Source organism: Caulobacter flavus (genome assembly GCF_003722335.1).
Lineage (GTDB): Bacteria > Pseudomonadota > Alphaproteobacteria > Caulobacterales > Caulobacteraceae > Caulobacter > Caulobacter flavus.
In genome coordinates this window covers 2,621,845-2,639,175 of the sequence record NZ_CP026100.1, presented here as the reverse complement: position 1 = coordinate 2,639,175, position 17,331 = coordinate 2,621,845, and the positions used below count along the sequence as shown (strand labels likewise).

Here is a 17,331-nt window from a genome sequence, read left to right as displayed (position 1 = left end):
TCCAAACCTCCCGTCATTCCCGCCCTTGTGGCGGGAACCCCTGGTTCAGCTGACAGGTGAGAGGCAAGCGGATCGCCAGCGATCCGCCCCTACCGCCCTTGCGGCTGAAAGAGGGCTTCCCGCCACAAGGGCGGGAATGACGGGAGCATGGGGAAGGTCCGCAACGGGCGTAACCCGAAATCGGCTCGTCCACTCCCCCTAGACCATCCCCACCGTCTTCAGGCGGGCGCGGGGATGGATCTCGTTCTGGCTCATCACCACGGTCTGGCCGCGGAAGCGCTCGATGATCGAGCGGACGTAGGGACGGATGCCCGGGCTGGTCAGCAGCACGGGCGACTCGCCCTGCAGGGCGGCGCGCTCGAATGTGTCGCGCACGCCGCGGATGAAGTCCTGGAGGCGCGAAGGGGCCAGGGCCAGCTGCTTGTCCTCGCCCGGCCCGATCAGGGCTTCGGCGAAGGCCTGCTCCCAGTCGGCCGACAGGGTGATGATCGGCAGGGCGCCGTCCTCGCCACGGTTGGCCCAGCACAGCTGGCGGGCCAGCCGGGCGCGCACCTGCTCGACCAGTTGGGTGACCGACGCGGTGTGCGGGGCAGCCTCGCCGATGCCTTCCAGGATCTGCGGCAGGTCGCGGATCGAGACGCGCTCCTTGAGCAGGGCCTGCAGCACGCGCTGGATGGTGGCGGCGTTGACAACGCCGGGGATCAGGTCGTCGACGAGCTTCTTCTGGTTTTCCGGCAGCTCCTTCAGGAGCTTCTGCACCTCGGCGTAGGAGAGCAGGTCGGCCATGTTCTCCTTGAGAATCTCGGTCAGGTGCGTGGTCAGCACCGTGGCCGGATCGACGACCGTGTAGCCGCGGAACGTCGCCTCCTCGCGCAGGTCGTCGGCGACCCAGGTGGCCGGCAGGCCGAAGGCGGGCTCGCGCACGTGCTCGCCAGGCAGCTCCACCTGGCCGCCGCGCGGGTCCATGGCCATCAGGTGGCCCAGGCGCACTTCGCCGAGACCAGCCTCCATCTCCTTGATGCGGATGGCGTAGCCCTGGTTGGCCAGGCGCATGTTGTCAAGGATGCGCACGGGCGGCATGACGAAGCCGAACTCGGTGGCCAGGGTCTTGCGCAGGGCGCGGATCTGGTCGGTCAGGCGGCGGCCTTCCAGGTCGTTGATCAGGGTCAGCAGGCCGTAGCCCAGCTCGATCTTGACGTCGTCGATGGCCAGGGCCGCGCTGATCGGCTCTTCTTCCGGCTCGGCCGGAGCCGCGGCGGCGGCCGCCGCGGCGGCCTCGGCGGCCTCCTTGGCGGGGGCCAGCTTGGCCTGCTGCGCCCGGCGATAGGCCAGGTAGCCCGCGCCGACGGCGAGGCCGGCGAACGGCAGCAGCGGCATGCCGGGGATCAGGGCGATGACGCCCGAGGAGGCCGACACCATGCCCAGCGCGACGGGGTTCATGGCCAGCTGGGTGGTCAGGGCCTTGTCGGCGCTGCCCTCGACGCCGGCCTTCGACACCACCAGACCGGCGGCGATCGAGATGATCAGGGCCGGGATCTGGCTGACCAGGCCGTCGCCGATGGTCATCAGGGTATAGGTCGAGGCGGCCTCGCCCATCGGCACCTTGTGCTGCACCACTCCGATGAGGATGCCGCCGACGATGTTGATGCCGGTGATGATCAGGCCGGCGACGGCGTCGCCCTTCACGAACTTGCTGGCGCCGTCCATGGCGCCGAAGAAGGTGCTTTCCTGCTCCAGCTCCTTGCGGCGGATCTTGGCCGTGTCCTGGTCGATCAGGCCCGTCGACAGGTCGGCGTCGATGGCCATCTGCTTGCCCGGCATGGCGTCCAGGGTGAAGCGCGCGGCCACTTCGGCGATGCGGCCCGAACCCTTGGTGACGACCATGAAGTTCACCACCACCAGGATGATGAAGATGATCACGCCGATGACGAAGTTGCCCTGCATCATCAGGTTGCCGAAGGCGGCGATGACCGCGCCGGCCCCGTGGCCGCCCTCGTGACCATTGCCCAGGATCAGGCGGGTCGAGGCGATGTTGAGGCCCAGGCGATAGAGGGTCGCGACCAGCAGGACGGTCGGAAAAGAGGTGAACTCCAGCGGCTTCTTGATCAGCACCGCCGTCATCAGGATCAGCACCGAGCCGGTCAGCGACACGGCCAGCAGGATGTCGAGCAGCGCCGGCGGCACCGGCAGGATCAGCAGGACGATGATGCCCACGACGCCGACGGCCAGGCCCATCTCGCCGCGCAGGATCCCCTCCCACAGCGACTTGGCGCTGGGGATCGAGGAGGCGGCCTTGGGGGCGGCGGCGTCAGCCATGGAAAGCCTTGCTGCTGTTTTGGATCTCGGACCGTTCCGCTTGGAGCGATTTGGAGCGGCCCGCCATCTCCTTAATCGAAATTAGCCATGTTCGGCGCCGGACCGATCGTCGCGGGCGCCGGACAGGTTCTACACTTGAGGTTTAGGCGGCCGCGCCGACGCCGCCCTGCGGCGGGGGCACGTTGACGCCGGCGTCGCCGTATTCCTTGAGCTTGTTGCGCAGGGTGCGGATCGAGATGCCCAGGATGTTGGCCGCGTGGGTGCGATTGCCCAGGCAGTGTTCCAGGGTGTCGATGATCAGCGTCTGCTCCATCTCGGCCACGGTCTGGCCGACGAAGCTGCGGGTCACCGCCGCGGCCGCCACGGCCTCGGCCGCCGCCATCGAGGCGCCGCGAGCCACGGCCGCGTCGGGGGCCGGAGCCAGGGGCTGGCCATCCGGCAGGCGGATGGCGAACTCCTCGATCTCCGAGCCGGTCGACAGCAGCACCGCGCGGTGCATGGCGTTTTCCAGCTCGCGGACGTTGCCCGGCCAGCGGTGGGCGATCAGGCGGCGCTTGGCCTCGGCCGAGATCGGCTTGAGGTCGATGCCGTTGGCGGCCGAGTACTTCTTCACGAAGTGCTCGCACAGATTGATGATGTCGCCTGGGCGTTCGCGCAGCGGCGGCAGGGCCAGGTTCACGACGTTCAGGCGGTAGAGCAGGTCTTCGCGGAACACGCCTTCCTTGACCGCGTCGGCAAGGTTGCGGTTCGAAGTGGCGAGGATGCGGATGTCGACCTTCACCGGCTTGGTGCCGCCGACCCGGTCGATCTCGCGCTCCTGGATGGCGCGCAGCAGCTTGGCCTGCAGGCGAACGTCCATTTCCGAGATTTCGTCCAGCAGCAGCGTGCCGCCGTTGGCTTCCTCGAACTTGCCGATGCGGCGGGCCAGGGCGCCGGTGAAGGCCCCCTTCTCGTGGCCGAACAGCTCGCTTTCCAGCAGGTTCTCGGGAATGGCCGCGCAGTTGACGCTGATGAACGGCGCCTTGGCCCGACGCGATTTCGCGTGGACGTGGCGGGCCATCACTTCCTTACCCGAACCGCTCTCGCCGGTGATCAGGATCGAGGCGTCGGACGGCGCGACCTGGTCGGCCAGCTTGATCACCTGCTCCATGTTGGGGTCGCGGGCGATCATCGGACGGTTGTCGTCGGTGACGGCGGCCAGGACGGCGGCGATCAGTTCGGCGTCCGGCGGCAGCGGGATGAATTCCTTGGCCCCGGCCTTGATGGCGCCGGCGGCGCGCATCGGATCGGCGTCGACGCCGCAGGCCACGACCGGCACCCGGATGCGCTCGCTCTCGTTGGCGGCGATCAGGCCGGCGATGTCGAGGCCGTAGTCGACCATCATCAGGTCGGCGCCCTGCCCGGCCCGCAGCGCGTTGGTGGCCTGCTCCGTCGTCTCGACGTGCGAGACCTTGGCCCCGGCGTTCATCGCCATCTTCACGGCGACCGAGAGCTGACCGTTCAGTTTACCAACGACCAAGAGGCGCATTGTCTTGTCTCCGGGCGGCCCTTCCGGACCGATCTTCTACTGCTTCGCCCTCATTTCGAAGGGCGCGGACTGGGTGGACGGGAAGCCTGGGGCGATCAGCCCGCGGCGTCGCCGTCCTTGATGATTTCCGTCATGGTCACGCCCAGGCGCTCGTCGACGACGACGACCTCGCCCCGGGCGACCAGGCGGTTGTTGACGTAGATGTCGATCGCCTCGCCGACCTTGCGGTCCAGCTCGAGGATCGAGCCGGCCTGCAGCTGCAGCAGCTGGGCGACCGACATGTTCGAGCGGCCGAGCACGGCGGAGATGTTGACGGGAACGTCGAACACCGGGGCCAGGTCGGAGGCGATCTTGTCGCTCAGCTCGACCGGGATATCCGAGGCGAGCATGCCGCCGTTGAAGTCGTTCAGGGTCAGGTCGTCGGACATGGCTGTCAGCCTTCAGAAGGAAGCAGGGGTTCGGCGTGCAGGCCCTCGGCCGCGATGGCGGCTTCCAGGGCCTGGGCGACGCGCTGCGCCGCCTCGTCGGGATTGAATTCGGCCCGGCCGTCGCCCCAGTCGAGGACGAAGGCGGCGGGCGGCTGGGCGCCGTCGGCGCGGGCGACGATCTGGCCCGGGAAACCGATGGCGGCGGCGGTCTGCTCCAGGGCGGCCTGGGTGCGCTCCACCAGGTGCGGCGCGACGCGGACGCTGAGCTTGGGCTGGGCCTCGACCTCGCGGGCCAGGGCCAGCAGGGCCGCCGAGGCCGGGGCCTCGGGGAACTGGTCCAGCGCCGCGTCGGCGATCTTGTTGGCGCAGGCGAGCGCCAGGCGCGCGGCGTGCTCGCGGTGCTCGTGGGCCACGGCCGCCAGCGTGCCCAGCGCGCCGTGCACGGCGTGGGCGATGGCGTTCATAGCCTGGGCGGCTTCCTGCTCGGCGCGGGCCACGGCCGAACGCTCGCCCTCGGCGAAAGCCTCGGCGCGGGCGGCCTCGACCTCTTCGGGCGTGAAGCTCTTCTTCACCTTGGGGGCCTCGTAGGCCACACCGCCACGGTCGTCGAAGACCGTGTCGAAGGCGAAGCGCTGGTAGGTTCCGTTGGTCATCCCGCGCGCCTCAGTAGATCAGCTCGTCGTCGCTGCCCGAACCGGCCAGCATGATCTCGCCCTTGGCGGCGAGGTCCTTGGCGATCTGGACCATGGCGACCTGGGCCTGGTCGACGTCCTTCAGACGCACCGGGCCCATGCTTTCCATGTCCTCGCGCATGATCTTCGACGCGCGCTCGGACATGTTGGAGAAGAACATCTCGCGCAGCTTGTCCGAGGCGCCCTTCAGGGCCAGGGCCAGCTGTTCCTTGCCGGTGGCGCGCAGCAGGGTCTGCACGCCGCCCGGATCCAGCTTCGACAGGTCCTCGAACACGAACATCAGGGCCCGGATGCGCTCGGCCGCCTCGCGGTTGCGCTCTTCCAGGGCGGCGATGAAGCGGGCTTCGGTCTGGCGGTCGAAGTTGTTGAAGATCTCGGCCATCATCTCGTGGCTGTCGCGCTTGGAGGTGCGCGCCAGGTTCGACATGAACTCGATCCGCAGGGTCTGCTCGATCTTGTCGAGGATCTCGCGCTGCACCGGCTCCATGCGCAGCATGCGGGTAACGCATTCCAGCGCGAAGTCTTCCGGCAGGCAGGCCAGCACGCGGGCGGCGTGATCGCTCTTCACCTTCGACAGCACGACGGCGACGGTCTGCGGGTATTCGTTCTTCAGGTAGTTGGCGAGCACCGCCTCGTTCACGTTGCCCAGCTTGTCCCACATGGTTCGACCCGCCGGACCGCGGATCTCTTCCATCAGCTGGTCGACCTTCTCGGGCGCCATGAACGACATCAGCAGGCGCTGGGTCTGCTCGTACGAGCCCATGATCGCGCCGGTCGAGCTCATGCCCGAGACGAACTCGACCAGCAGCTCTTCGACGACGCTGGCCGAGACCGTGCCCAGGCTGGCCATGGCCTGCGAGACTTCCTTGATCTCCTCGTCGTCGAGCGCTTCCCAGATGCGGGTGTGCTCTTCGCCCAGGGCGAGCAGGACGATGGCGGCCTTTTCGGGACCGGCCAGCTTGGCGATGTCGGTGACGGCGGCCTTCATCCGATCACTCCGACTCGTGCAGCCAGTTGCGCAGGATCGCGACCGACTCTTCGGGGTGCTTCTCGACGAACTCCGACACGCGCTTGATCGACGAGGCCTTCACCTGGCCTTCGATCTTGGCGATGTCGATGCGCTGGTCGATGTCGCTGACCGGGCCGGCGATGGCGATCGGCTCGCCCGACTGGTCGACGACGACCTGCTGGGTGGTGCCGTCCGACAGGGTGACCAGGCGGGTAACCGGCTGGTCGCCCTGGCCCAGGGCCAGCTGGATCGGGTGGTTGCCGGCCGGCTGGGTCAGGCTCTTGATGAACGGGCGCACGGCGAACAGCAGGATCAGCAGGGCGACGACAGCCAGGACGCCGATCTCGGCGACGCGCATCAGGTCGTTCTTGTCGAAGCCGGCCATCAGCCCGCCTTCGGTCAGACCCTGGTCCTCGGCGGTCGGGAAGCGGATGTTGGTGACCTTCACCTGGTCGCCGCGAGCGGCGTCGTAGCCGATGGCGGTCTTCACCAGCTCTTCGATCTGCTGGATCTCGTCGGCGGTGCGCGGGGTGTAGGCGCCCGGCTTGCCGTCCTTGCCCGGAGCGGCGGTGACGCCGTCCACGGCCACGGCGACGGCGACCTTCTTCATCGCGCCCGGCTCGACCACTTCGGTGCGGACCGTCTCGGAGTTCTGGTAGTTGGTCGTCGTCTCGTTGGCGCCCGAGGTCGAGCCAAGGGGCTGCAGGCCGCCCGGCGCGGCGCCCGGGATGTTCTGGGTGGCGGTGACGCCGCCGGTGTCGTCGTTCTTGGTCTCGGAGGCGTTGTTGGCGCTGGTGCTTTCCGAAAGCACGACCTGGCCGTCCGGATCGTAACGCTTTTCCTGGGTGGTGATGCGGTTCAGGTCGAGGTCGGCGGTGACCGTGATGCGGGCCTTGCCCGGACCCAGGACGCCGTCGAGCATTTCCTTGACGCTCTTGGCGATGCGGGCCTCGGCCTCGGACTTGCGGTCCTGGGCCAGGCGACCGGCCAGGCTCTCGTCGCCGCCGGCCGACAGGGTCTTGCCGTGGTCGTCGATGACGTTGACGCGCTCGGGCTTCATGCCCGGGACCGAGCCGGCGACCAGGTTCTGGACGGCGGCGACCATGTCCGACGACGGCTCGCGGCCGGCCGTGCCGATGGTGACGGCGGAGGACGGCTGCTCGGCGTCTTCCTCGAACAGCTGGCGCTTGGGCAGCACAAGGTGCACGCGGACGTCGCGCACGCCCTGCCAGCCGCGGATGGTGCGTTCCAGCTCGCCCTGCAGGGCGCGCTGGCGGTTCAGCTGCTGGACGAAGTCGGTCTGGCCGATGGCGTTGCCGGTGTCGAAGATCTCGTAGCCGATCGAGCCCGAGGTCACGAGGCCCTTGCCCGAGACCAGCAGGCGGGCGGAATTGACCTTGTCGCGGGCGACCATGATGGTCGAGCCGTCGCCCTTGGTCTCGTACTTGATGCCGGCCTGGTCCAGCGCCTGGGTGACGGCCGAGGCTTCCTTGAGGTCGAGGTTCGAATACAGCAGCTCGCTCGGCTGCTTGCCCAGCATCATCACAACCGCGGCCAGCACGGCGATGGAGCCGACGGCGACGCCCGCCAGGGCGGCCAGTCGACCGACGCCGAACCTCTGAATCGCGCTCAGGAATTTATCCACTGGGCCTATCCCTCAAACTGCGTCCGAACGGGGCGCAAACGAGACGGATGGAAGTCCGCCGTCGCTAGGCAGGATTTACCCAGTCGATGGTTAACGCGGACTTTAGATTTGAGGCGAGAACCCACCTCCATAGGCGCCAAATGGTCGCGGCCGCGCCCCAAGGGGCGCGGCCGCTGAACAGACCGTTCGGGCGCTTTGCGGAGCATAACTCCTCGCGCCCTTTCAGTTTTTCCGCCGTTTAGCGGTACTGCTGAAGCCGGGTGGTCCGCAGACCCGCCAGGCCGTGCCGATCGATCGACTGCTGCCAGGCGAGGAATTCCTCGTTGGTCAGCTTGTAACGATCACACGCCTCGTCGAGCGAGAGGAGACCACCGCGGACGGCGGCCACCACCTCGGCCTTGCGCCGGATCACCCAACGCTGGGTTTCCGGGGGCGGAAGATCCGACAGGGTAAGAGGCGCACCGGTCGGACCGATGACGTACTTTTCACCCCGGCTGTTCGTGCGCTGCTGCTGCAACATGGCTTTACGCCTTTCCCACAACCATCACTGTTGACGAGGAATATAGGCGCCGGGGAATAACGACGGCTTAATTCCAGTAGTAAAGAAAGACCTAAACACGGGACTTCCTCCAGCGATCAGAGTGTATCGATGTGACACACTCTGATTAAGACCAGTTAATACCTATGATCAGCGCTTAATGCTCAGAAGTTCTTCCAGCATCTGATCAGCGGTAGTGATGATTTTCGACGAGGCCGAGTACGCGCGTTGCGTAGTGATCAGCCCGGTGAATTCAGTCGACAGGTCGACAGTCGAAGCTTCCAGCGTCGACGGGGCCAGAGAACCGGCGCCGCCCTGGCCAGGGGTCTTCAGGCTGTAGGTCCCGCTTTCGTTGGTGACGCGGTAGGCGTTGCCGTTGACGCCCTTCAGGCCGTTCGGATTCGAGAAGGTGGCGATGGCCACCTGAGCGATCCGGCGAGTCACCCCGTTGTCGAAGATGGCCGAGACGTAGCCGTCCTCGTCCACCTCGATGTTGGTCAGGTTGCCGAACGCCGTACCGTTGGTGTTCACCGACTGCACGACCGACTGGCTGTTGTACTGGGTCAGGCCGCCGGCGGCGTTGGCCAGGTCGATCTGGATGTCCTGGGCGTCGATGCCCAGGCCGTCGGCCCAGCGCGGACCCGTGCCGGTGGCGGTCGGGTCAGAGGCGCCGATGTTGATCGCCGTCGGGGTCACGCCGCCGAACAGGTTGCCGACCGAGGCCAGCTTGCCGTCCGTGGTGAAGGTGATCTTGCCCGAGCTGATCAGGCCGTTGGTGTTGTTGTCCAGGTCGCCCGGCTTGGCGCGCAGTTCGGCGAACCACTCGTTCGGGCCCGGGCCCTTCAGCAGCGACAGGGTGACGGTGCGCTGGCCGCCCTTGGAGTCCGAGACCGGGATCTGGATCTCGAAGTCCGGCTTGACGCCGGTGGTCGGGTCTTCGGCGTAGTCCGACATCGAGCGGGTGGTCGGATCGTAGGCCCCGGCGCTGACGGCCTGGGTCTTGGTCGACAGGCCCAGGTCGGACAGGTTCACGGTGACGCCGCCCGAGGTGATCGTCGTGGTGGTCGGGGTCGTGGTGCCCGACGGCGTGTAGCCGGTCAGGGCGCCCGTGGCCGGGTCGTAGGTGGCCACGCCCGACTGGAACGCCACGCCGCCGCGCGTGATCGACACGCTGTATTCGTTGCCGTTGCCGGTCGGGCTGTAGGCGACGCTGTAGTTGGCGGTGCCGGCGGGGGTCTCGGGCACGGCGGTCTTGGCGACCGTGGCGTTGGCGGCGGCCGACACGGCCTGCTCCGAACGCAGGTTGGCGTTGACGCCGACGCGGGTGGTCTTCTCGGCGGTGCCGCCGACGCTGCCCACGTTGATCGACGACAGCTGGGTCAGGTCCGACGGATCGGGCGTGATGGCGCCGGTCACCGGGTCGGCCAGCCAGCCCTGCAGGTAGAGGCCGGCGTCGTTCTTCAGGTAGCCCAGGTTGTCGAGCTGGAACGAACCGGCTCGGGTGAACGAGCGGGTGTCGGTGGCGGTCAGGCCTTCCGGCTTCTCGGTGGCGACGAAGAAGCCCGAACCGGCGATCGACAGGTCGAGGCTCGAGGTCGTCGACTGGGTCAGGCCCTGCTGGCTGATGAACTGGTGCGTCAGCGACTTCACGCCGCCGGCGCTGTAGGTGTTGTTCTTGCTTTGCGAGGTGACCAGCGTCGAGAAGTTGGCCGACGAGCGCTTGTAGCCGACGGTGTTGACGTTGGCGATGTTGTCCGAGATCGCGGCCAGGGCCGACGAGTTGGCGACCAGACCGGAGACGCCCGAGAGCATGGCGCTGTTGATGGACATGACTGAAATCCTGCTCGTGAGGTTTGTTTGGCGGGGTTCAGCGCAGTTTGCGTTTGGGTCCCGGGTCGGCCGTCTGGCTCGGTGGGGGACCGCGTCGGCGTCATTCTGACGCCCGGTTCATTCCTTGGAGGCTCTAGGGAGGCCCTAGGCGGCCTCGGCCTGGGTTTCCGGAGTCTTCTCCGGAGGGTTGGTGACGCCGATCACCTGGCTGATCGGCACTTTCACGCCGTCGATGGTGACCATGTTCTGGCCGCTCTCGTTGGTCACCGCGGTCACGATGCCTTCGATGCGGCCCTTGGAAGTGGTGGCGATCTTCGTGCCTTCGCCGTCGAGGGCGGTGACGCGCAGGGTGTAGGCGGCGCCGTTGGGCTGCTGGACGCCGCTGGTGCTGTCCTTGCCATCCCACTCGAAGGTGTGGTCGCCCTTGCTCATGTCGTCGGGCAGCTTGGTGGCGACCACGTTGCCGTACTTGTCGAGCACCTCGATCTTCACCGAGGTGGCGTTGCGGCCGAGCGTGTAGCTCCAGTTGGCCTTGCCGTCCTTGAGCACCGAGGTGTCGGTCTCGGCGGTGGCCTGCTTGCCCATCATGTTGACCGCGTCGGCGATGCCGCCGTCGTTCATGCCGACGAGCGCCGCCAGGAGGTCGTTGGTGACCAGCTGCTGCTCGACGCCGGTCATCTGCACGATCTGGCCGGTGAAGGCGTTGGAATCCATCGGCGACAGCGGATCCTGGTTCTTCATCTGGGTGGTCAGCAGCTTGAGGAAGGTCTCCTCGCTGCTGGCCAGCTGGTTCCTCGAGTTGTTGATCTTGTCGATCACCGAGGTGCTGCCGGACGTCGCGTTGGTCGTGGCCATGACGTTGAACTCCTAGATCTTCACGTCGACGCCGTCGGACTCCGCGAGGCGGTAGCCCGGGATCAGCGACGCGGCCGAAAGGGTGGGGATGTCTTCGGCCATGGCGCCCGCGAAGGCGCGGCCGGCGAAGGCGCGGCGACCGTGGTCGCCGCCCTGGAAATCGAAGAAGGCGTTCTGCTGCTGGCCCTGGCCGCCGTTACCGCCCTGGCTCGACACGTCGAACTTCAGGGCGTTGTCGGCGACGTCGAAGCCGGCCTGGCTCAGCGCCTGGCGCAGCTCGCCGGCGCGGTGGCGCAGATCGGCGGCGGCCTGCGGGTTCTCGAAGGCCATCACGGCCGTCAGCTTGCCCTCGGCGCCGATGCGCACCTGCACGTCGACCTTGCCCAGGCCCTCCGGGGTCAGGACGATGTCGAAGCGGGTCGACTTGGCTTCCAGCTTCTTGGCGATCTCGGCCGACATGGCCGCGACGGTCTCGGGCGAGCCGCGGACGATGGTCTCGGCCGGGGCCTGGGCGGTCGCCGCGGCCTGGGTCTGGACGGTCGGCGCGAAGGTCGCCTCGGCCTTGACGGCCGGAGCGTCGGTCGGCGCGGCGTCGGTCGCCATCTGGGCGAAGGCGTCGCCCCCACCCGACTGAGCGCCCGATTGGCCGGAGTCGCTGTTGGTGGCCGCGTCGTGGGCGGCCTGCTCGGCGGCCACGGCGTGGGCGGAGACCACGGCCTCGCCCTTGGCGGCGACCTCGGCCTTGCCGGCCTTGGGGGCCAGCGTCTGGGTCTCGGCGGGCTTGGCGACTTCGGCGGCGGCGGCCTGGGCCTCGACCGGCGCGGCGACTTCGGCGGTTTCGACCGGCGTCGCGGCGACCGTGGCCGCGGCGTCGTCGGCCGGAACCTGCATGGCCTTGAGGCTGACGATCTCGTCGCCCAGCGCGGCGGCGGCCGGCTGGGCCGCGTCGGCGGCGGCCTGGGCCTGCGGCTGGGCCTTCGGGGCGACCGGCGCTTCGGCGGGCGCGTCGGCCTGCGGCTGGGCGGCCAGCTTGGCCAGCTCGGCGGCCGGAAGCTCGGCGGCGGCCGGCTGAATGGTGTCGGCGTCGAGCTGCGGCGCGGCGGCGTCGGCCACGAGGTCGGCGACGGCCTGCACGGTCTCGGCGGCGGCGGCGACCGGGGTCGCGCCGGCCAGCTTGGCGGCGTCGGAAGCAGTGTCGGCCACGTCGCCGACCAGGTCGGCGGCCTTGGCCAGCAGATCGGTCGAGCCGGCGGCCGGAGCCGAGGCCTCGGCGGAGGCGTCGACCGCGGCGGCGGCCTGGCCGGTCTGGGCGGGCTGTTGCTGCTGCGCGCTCATGGCGGCGACCACGGCGGCGCCGGCCTGCGCGGCGGCGGCGTCCTGCCCGGCGTCGTCGCCGGCCTTGCGGTCGTCGCCCTTGCGGTCGGGGGCGGGCTTGGCCTGCGCCTTGCCGGCGGCCGGACGGGCGGCCGGCTGGTCCTGCGTCTCTTCGCTCGCGCCCTTGGCCGCCAGCAGGGCGCCGAACACGTCGCCCGCGCCGGAGGCGTCGGACGCGCCGGCGCCGCCCTGGGCGGGCGTCGGAAGCGGAAGAGAGGCGGCGATCGCGGTCATGCGGGTCGGTACGCTCGGCTGGACGACGGCTCGGATGGAGCACGCCTTGATCCGCCGTCCTCTGAGCAATCGCCGGGCCAACCCGGAAATTTCCTTCAAGCCATTGATTCAAAAGGTTTTAACTTCCGATTTACCCTTTGATTTCGGCAGGTTGCGGCGGTTTTTGCCGAGCGGAAACGGAAAGAATGACCCCACGTTTGCCGCGTCGGCGCGTCGCAGCCGGGATCCGGACCGGGTTGGCGCCATCCTTGCGCTCCCCTTCTCGTCGTCCGCACGGCGCATGGAACTCAACGCCTTGTATTTCAACGGTTTGCACAACGGAAACGAGACGCTCTCGACGCCGACCCGGCAAGTTTCGCCGGGCAAGGTCGCGTCGCGTGGTTCGTGCTTTGCCGAGCGGACAGGAGATCGCTGATGTCGCTGAACACCATCCTGAACACCGCGACGTCGGGGATGATGGCCGCCCAGACGGGCATGCGCGTCGTTTCCGACAACATCGCCAACGTCAACACGGCCGGCTACGTCCGCAAGACGATCAGCCAGTCCAACCTCGTGTCGAACGGCATGGGCGTGGGCGTCAACATCGACGCCATCAAGCGCGCCACCGACCGCTTCCTGCAGTCGGCCAGCCTGAACGCCGCGTCGGACTCCGGCCGCGCCGCCGCCCTCTCGAGCGCGCTGGACAACGCCCAGGAGCTGTTCGGCGACCCCAGCGCCAAGACCAACTTCTTCTCGATGCTCGACGACGTGTTCAGCGCCTTCTCGCAGGCCGCCGACGAGCCGTCCTCTTCGCTGCTGCGCTCGCAGGCGCTGACCAAGGTCGAGGACTTCCTGGGCGAGAGCAGCCGCATCACCGCGGGCCTGTCGAGCCTGGGCAAGGACGCCGACACCAAGATCTCGGCCGACGTCGACCGCGTGAACGTGCTGCTCAAGCAGATCGACGAACTGAACGCCGACATCACCCGCGCCAAGACCACCGGCGTCGACGCCACCGGCTCGGAGAACATCCAGAGCGGCCTGATCGACGAGCTGTCGTCGCTGATGAACGTGCAGGTCAGCCAGCGCGCCAACGGCGGCGTGCTGATCCGCTCGACCGAGGGCATGAGCCTGGCCGGCGAAGGCCCGGCCGTGATCAAGTACGAACAGTCGCCCACCGCCAACGGCTTCCTGACGGTCACCTCGGCCAACAGCGGCGGCCAGGCCAGCCCGCTCTATATCAGCAGCGGCGAGATCAAGGGCCTGATGGAGCTGCGCAACACCGAGCTGCCGGCCCTGTCGGACCAGCTGGGCGAGTTCGTCACCCGCGCCACCGAGGAACTGAACCGCGCCTCGAACGCCAACTCGTCGGTCCCCGCCCCGGCCAGCATGACCGGTCGCAACACGGGCCTGGACGCCACGACGGCCCTCTCGGGCTTCACCGGCAAGACGACCATCGCCCTGACCAACGCCAGCGGCGTCATCCAGCGCCGTATCGAGGTGGACTTCAGCGCCGGCTCGATGACGGTGGACGGCGTGGCGGGCCCGGCCTTCACCCCGGCCAACTTCCTGACCCAGCTCAACAGCGCCCTGGGCGCCGACGGCCAGGCCAGCTTCACCAACGGCGCGCTCAGCCTGTCGGCCAACGGCGGCCTGGGCGTGGCCATCGCCGACGACCCGACCAATCCGTCGACCAAGGCCGGCAAGGGCTTCAGCCACTTCTTCGGCATGAACGACATCGTCCGCCAGACGGGCTACTCGCCCTACGAGACGGGCATGACCACGGCCTCGCCGCACGGCTTCACGCCGGGCGAGGAGATCACCCTGCGCCTGACCGACGTCGAGGGCGGCCGTATCCGCGACGTGAAGGTCACCGTCCCGGCCGGCGGCACGATGCAGGACCTGCTGACCGCCCTGAATTCGCGCAGCGACGGCGCGGGCCAGTACGGGACCTTCGCGCTCGACTCCAAGGGCGCGCTGAGCTTCGGCTCCAACAGCGCCTCGCCGGTCACCCTGTCGGTGGTCGAGGACGGCACCCAGCGCGGCGTCGGCGGTCCTTCGCTGAGCCAGCTGTTCGGCCTGGGCCCGTCCGAGCGCAGCACCCGGGCCTCGGGCTACACCGTCGATGCGGCGATGGAGTCCAACCCGACCCGCCTGCCCTTCGCCAAGCTCAACCTGACGGCCGCCGCCGGGACCCCGGCCCTGGCCGTCGGCGACGCCCGCGGCGCCCTGGCCCTGGCCAAGGCCGGCGACAGCGCGGTGAACTTCTCGTCCGCCGGCGGCGTCGGCGCGGCCAGCAGCAGCGTCCTGCGCTACGGCGCCGACTTCGCCGGCTCGATCGCCCGCAAGGCCGCCGCCGCCGAATCCAAGAAGGACGCCACCGCTTCGGTGAAGGTCGAGGTCGACACCCAGCGCCAGTCGCACGAGGGCGTCAATCTCGACGAAGAGCTCATCAATCTGACGACGTACCAGCAGGCGTTCAACGCCTCGGCCCGCCTGATCCAGGCGACCAAGGACATGTACGACGTCCTCGTGAACATCATCTGAGGTCCGCCATGACCCGTGTCTCCACCTCCGGCAACTACGGCGTGATGACGTCGAACCTGATGCTGGCGCAGGTGCGCCAGAACCAGATCGGCGAACAGGTCTCCAGCCAGAAGGTCGCCAGCGACCTGAAGGGCTATTCCAAGAACGCCGAGATGCTGACGGCCATGAAGAGCGCCCAGGCCAAGATCGACGGCTTCCTGGAGCAGACCAAGCTCGTCTCCAACCGCCTGGAGATGCAGGACATGGGCATCGAGCGCCTGGCCAACTCGGCCACCGGCGCCCGCGAGGCGATCGCCAACGCCCTGGCCGCCGGCAACGCCACCACCCTGATGCAGCAGTTGCAGAACGCTTTCGGCGACGCGGTGCAGGGCCTCAACACCAAGTCCAACGGCTACTACGTGTTCTCGGGCGCCAAGAACGACACAGCCACGACCACGGCCACCAGCATGGCCGACCTAACCGCCGCGCCCAGCACCGCCTCGCTGTTCCAGAACGACCAGTACGTCACGACCAACCGCATCGACGAGTCGACCACGGTCTCGACCGGCGTGCTCGGCGACGCCCTGGGGACCGACCTGTTCGACGCCTTCAAGCAGGTGCAGGCCTATGTCGACGCCAATGGCCCGTTCACCGGCAACCTGACCGACGCCCAGTCGACCTTCCTCAAGGGCCTGCTGCCGGCGTTCGACGACGCCCACAAGGACCTGGTCACCGCCCAGGGCAAGAACGGCTTGAACCAGAAGCGCTTCGAGAGCGCCGAGGTCTCGCTGCAGGATCAGTCCGACAGCCTGACGGTGATGATCGGCGGCGTGGTCGACGTCGACATGGCCCAGGCCGTCACCCGCCTGCAGGCCGCCCAGCTGGCCGTGCAGGCCTCGGCCCAGGTGTTCGCCTCGCTGCAGAACTCGTCGCTGCTGAACGTGCTGAAGTAGGGCCGGCGGAACCTGCGGCGCTGCTCCACCTCGCAAAATCGGGGTCGAGGCTCTAAATAGCGCCGATGGACGCCGATCTCGCCCGTTTCAACCCCGCACACGCCCCCGTTCCGGAGGGCGACGCTCTCATCGCGCGCGCCGCCCAGGCCGCCAGGCGGGCCGTCGGCCTGCCGGAGGGAACCCGGATCGTCGCGGCCATGTCCGGCGGCGTCGATTCCACCGTCACCGCCGCCCTGCTGGCCCACGCCGGCTACGACGTGGTGGGCGTGACGCTGCAGCTCTACGACCACGGCGCGGCGATCTCGAAGAAGGGCGCCTGCTGCGCGGGCCAGGACATTATGGACGCCCGCATGGCCGCCGAACGCATCGGCATCCCGCACTACGTGCTGGACTACGAGAGCCGCTTCAAGGAGCAGGTCATCGAGGAGTTCGCCGACGCCTATCTGCGCGGCGAGACCCCGATCCCGTGCGTGCGCTGCAACCAGACGGTCAAGTTCCGCGACCTGCTGGACGTGGCCCGCGACCTGGGCGCCGAGGCCATGGCCACCGGCCACTACGTGCAGCGGGGTTTCACCGCCGCCAGCAACCGCCCGCAGCTGCGCCGCGCGGCCGACCCGGCCAAGGACCAGTCCTATTTCCTGTTCGCCACCACGCGCGACCAGCTCGACTTCCTGCGCTTTCCGCTCGGCGGCTTCTCCAAGCCCGAGGTGCGCGCCGTCGCGGCCGCCCTGGGGCTGTCTGTGGCCGACAAGCCCGACAGCCAGGACATCTGCTTCGTGCCGGAGGGCAAGTACACCACGGTGATCGACCGCATCCGCCCGCAAGGCGCGGAAGCGGGCGACATCGTGCACCTGGACGGCAAGGTGCTGGGCCGCCACGAGGGCGTCACCCGCTACACCATCGGCCAGCGTCGCGGCCTCAACGTCGGCGGCGGCACCGGCGAGCCGCTGTTCGTGGTCCGCATCGACGCCGACAAACGCCACGTCGTGGTCGGCCCGCGCGACGCGCTGCTGACCCGTTCGCTGACCCTGAAGGAAGACAACTGGCTGGGCGGCGAGGACGACCTGATCGCGGCGGCCGGGGCCAACGCCCCGGTGCTGGCCCGGGTGCGCTCGACCCGCGAACCGGTGCCCGGCCGCCTGACGCTTGAGGACGGCGGCGTGCGCCTGGTGTTCGACGTCCTGGAAGAAGGCGTCGCGCCCGGCCAGGCCTGCGTGCTCTACGACCCCGCCGATCCCGAGCGCGTGCTCGGCGGCGGCTTCATCGCCACGACCCAGAGAGCGATGGACTAGAAAAGAACCTCCCCCTCCTGGGGGAGGCGGCCGAAGGCCGGTGGGGGGCCGTTTTCAGCTGCCGGCAATATGGCCGGCTTCCAAACACTCCCTCCACCGATCGCTTCGCGATCACCTCCCCCACAGGGGGGAGGT

Annotated in this window: 14 protein-coding genes; 4 read left to right on the top strand and 10 right to left on the bottom strand. The window is 68.6% G+C overall.

Going from position 1 to position 17,331, the window contains the following annotated elements; all coding sequences use genetic code 11:
• Nucleotides 1–198: 198 nt before the first annotated feature.
• The 10 genes from flhA to C1707_RS26730 all read right to left on the bottom strand — a co-directional run bounded on the left by flhA (nt 199) and on the right by C1707_RS26730 (nt 12,449).
• Complete coding sequence (gene flhA / locus C1707_RS12170) at nt 199–2,316, bottom strand: flagellar biosynthesis protein FlhA (protein WP_101712598.1); 2,118 nt, start codon at nt 2,314–2,316, stop codon at nt 199–201.
• A 142-nt stretch (nt 2,317–2,458) separates the two neighbouring features.
• Nucleotides 2,459–3,844: a sigma-54-dependent transcriptional regulator FlbD gene (gene flbD, locus C1707_RS12165; RefSeq protein WP_101712597.1), complete on the bottom strand. Its 1,386-nt coding sequence runs from the start codon at nt 3,842–3,844 to the stop codon at nt 2,459–2,461.
• Between the two features lie 95 nt (nt 3,845–3,939).
• Nucleotides 3,940–4,272, bottom strand: a complete 333-nt coding sequence (gene fliN, locus C1707_RS12160; RefSeq protein WP_101712596.1) for a flagellar motor switch protein FliN — start codon at nt 4,270–4,272, stop codon at nt 3,940–3,942.
• 5 nt (nt 4,273–4,277) lie between these two features.
• A complete protein-coding gene (locus tag C1707_RS12155) occupies nt 4,278–4,925 on the bottom strand; it encodes a FliH/SctL family protein (protein WP_101712595.1) in 648 nt (215 codons plus the stop codon).
• 10 nt (nt 4,926–4,935) lie between these two features.
• Entirely contained in the window at nt 4,936–5,952 is a 1,017-nt protein-coding gene (gene fliG / locus C1707_RS12150) for a flagellar motor switch protein FliG (RefSeq protein WP_101712594.1), read from the bottom strand.
• Nucleotides 5,953–5,956: 4 nt separating this feature from the next.
• Nucleotides 5,957–7,618, bottom strand: coding sequence for a flagellar basal-body MS-ring/collar protein FliF (gene fliF / locus C1707_RS12145; protein WP_101712593.1), 1,662 nt, complete (start codon nt 7,616–7,618; stop codon nt 5,957–5,959).
• Between the two features lie 238 nt (nt 7,619–7,856).
• Entirely contained in the window at nt 7,857–8,138 is a 282-nt protein-coding gene (gene sciP, locus C1707_RS12140) for a CtrA inhibitor SciP (protein ID WP_007675208.1), read from the bottom strand.
• Nucleotides 8,139–8,306: 168 nt separating this feature from the next.
• On the bottom strand, nt 8,307–9,986 hold the full coding sequence (flgE, locus tag C1707_RS12135) for a flagellar hook protein FlgE (protein WP_101712592.1): 1,680 nt from the start codon (nt 9,984–9,986) through the stop codon (nt 8,307–8,309).
• 144 nt (nt 9,987–10,130) lie between these two features.
• Entirely contained in the window at nt 10,131–10,841 is a 711-nt protein-coding gene (locus tag C1707_RS12130) for a flagellar hook assembly protein FlgD (protein WP_101712591.1), read from the bottom strand.
• 12 nt (nt 10,842–10,853) lie between these two features.
• On the bottom strand, nt 10,854–12,449 hold the full coding sequence (locus C1707_RS26730; protein ID WP_240633920.1) for a flagellar hook-length control protein FliK: 1,596 nt from the start codon (nt 12,447–12,449) through the stop codon (nt 10,854–10,856).
• 46 nt (nt 12,450–12,495) lie between these two features.
• On the opposite strand from C1707_RS26730, the gene C1707_RS26140 reads away from it, so the two are divergent.
• The 4 genes from C1707_RS26140 (at nt 12,496) to mnmA (ending at nt 17,196) form a co-directional block, all read left to right on the top strand.
• Nucleotides 12,496–12,864 (top strand): hypothetical protein, encoded by a 369-nt coding sequence (locus C1707_RS26140; protein ID WP_145998350.1) that lies wholly within the window; start codon nt 12,496–12,498, stop codon nt 12,862–12,864.
• Nucleotides 12,864–14,972, top strand: a complete 2,109-nt coding sequence (gene flgK, locus C1707_RS12120) for a flagellar hook-associated protein FlgK (protein WP_101712590.1) — start codon at nt 12,864–12,866, stop codon at nt 14,970–14,972. Before C1707_RS26140 ends, flgK begins: the two co-directional genes overlap by 1 nt.
• An 8-nt stretch (nt 14,973–14,980) precedes the next feature.
• Nucleotides 14,981–15,904 carry a flagellin gene (locus C1707_RS12115; protein WP_101712589.1) on the top strand — a complete coding sequence of 308 codons (924 nt, stop codon included), beginning with the start codon at nt 14,981–14,983 and terminating at the stop codon, nt 15,902–15,904.
• 65 nt (nt 15,905–15,969) lie between these two features.
• Complete coding sequence (gene mnmA / locus C1707_RS12110) at nt 15,970–17,196, top strand: tRNA 2-thiouridine(34) synthase MnmA (protein WP_101712588.1); 1,227 nt, start codon at nt 15,970–15,972, stop codon at nt 17,194–17,196.
• Nucleotides 17,197–17,331 lie beyond the last annotated feature (135 nt).

Excerpts from the sequence above, each read along its gene's own strand:
- flbD (WP_101712597.1), bottom strand. The coding sequence starts at position 3,844 with ATGCGCCTCTTGGTCGTTGGTAAACTGAACGGTCAGCTCTCGGTCGCC.
- mnmA (WP_101712588.1), top strand. The coding sequence starts at position 15,970 with ATGGACGCCGATCTCGCCCGTTTCAACCCCGCACACGCCCCCGTTCCG.
- flgE (WP_101712592.1), bottom strand. The coding sequence starts at position 9,986 with ATGTCCATCAACAGCGCCATGCTCTCGGGCGTCTCCGGTCTGGTCGCC.
- C1707_RS26730 (WP_240633920.1), bottom strand. The coding sequence starts at position 12,449 with ATGACCGCGATCGCCGCCTCTCTTCCGCTTCCGACGCCCGCCCAGGGC.
- C1707_RS12115 (WP_101712589.1), top strand. The coding sequence starts at position 14,981 with ATGACCCGTGTCTCCACCTCCGGCAACTACGGCGTGATGACGTCGAAC.
- sciP (WP_007675208.1), bottom strand. The coding sequence starts at position 8,138 with ATGTTGCAGCAGCAGCGCACGAACAGCCGGGGTGAAAAGTACGTCATC.
- flhA (WP_101712598.1), bottom strand. The coding sequence starts at position 2,316 with ATGGCTGACGCCGCCGCCCCCAAGGCCGCCTCCTCGATCCCCAGCGCC.
- C1707_RS12155 (WP_101712595.1), bottom strand. The coding sequence starts at position 4,925 with ATGACCAACGGAACCTACCAGCGCTTCGCCTTCGACACGGTCTTCGAC.
- fliN (WP_101712596.1), bottom strand. The coding sequence starts at position 4,272 with ATGTCCGACGACCTGACCCTGAACGACTTCAACGGCGGCATGCTCGCC.
- fliG (WP_101712594.1), bottom strand. The coding sequence starts at position 5,952 with ATGAAGGCCGCCGTCACCGACATCGCCAAGCTGGCCGGTCCCGAAAAG.
- C1707_RS12130 (WP_101712591.1), bottom strand. The coding sequence starts at position 10,841 with ATGGCCACGACCAACGCGACGTCCGGCAGCACCTCGGTGATCGACAAG.
- flgK (WP_101712590.1), top strand. The coding sequence starts at position 12,864 with ATGTCGCTGAACACCATCCTGAACACCGCGACGTCGGGGATGATGGCC.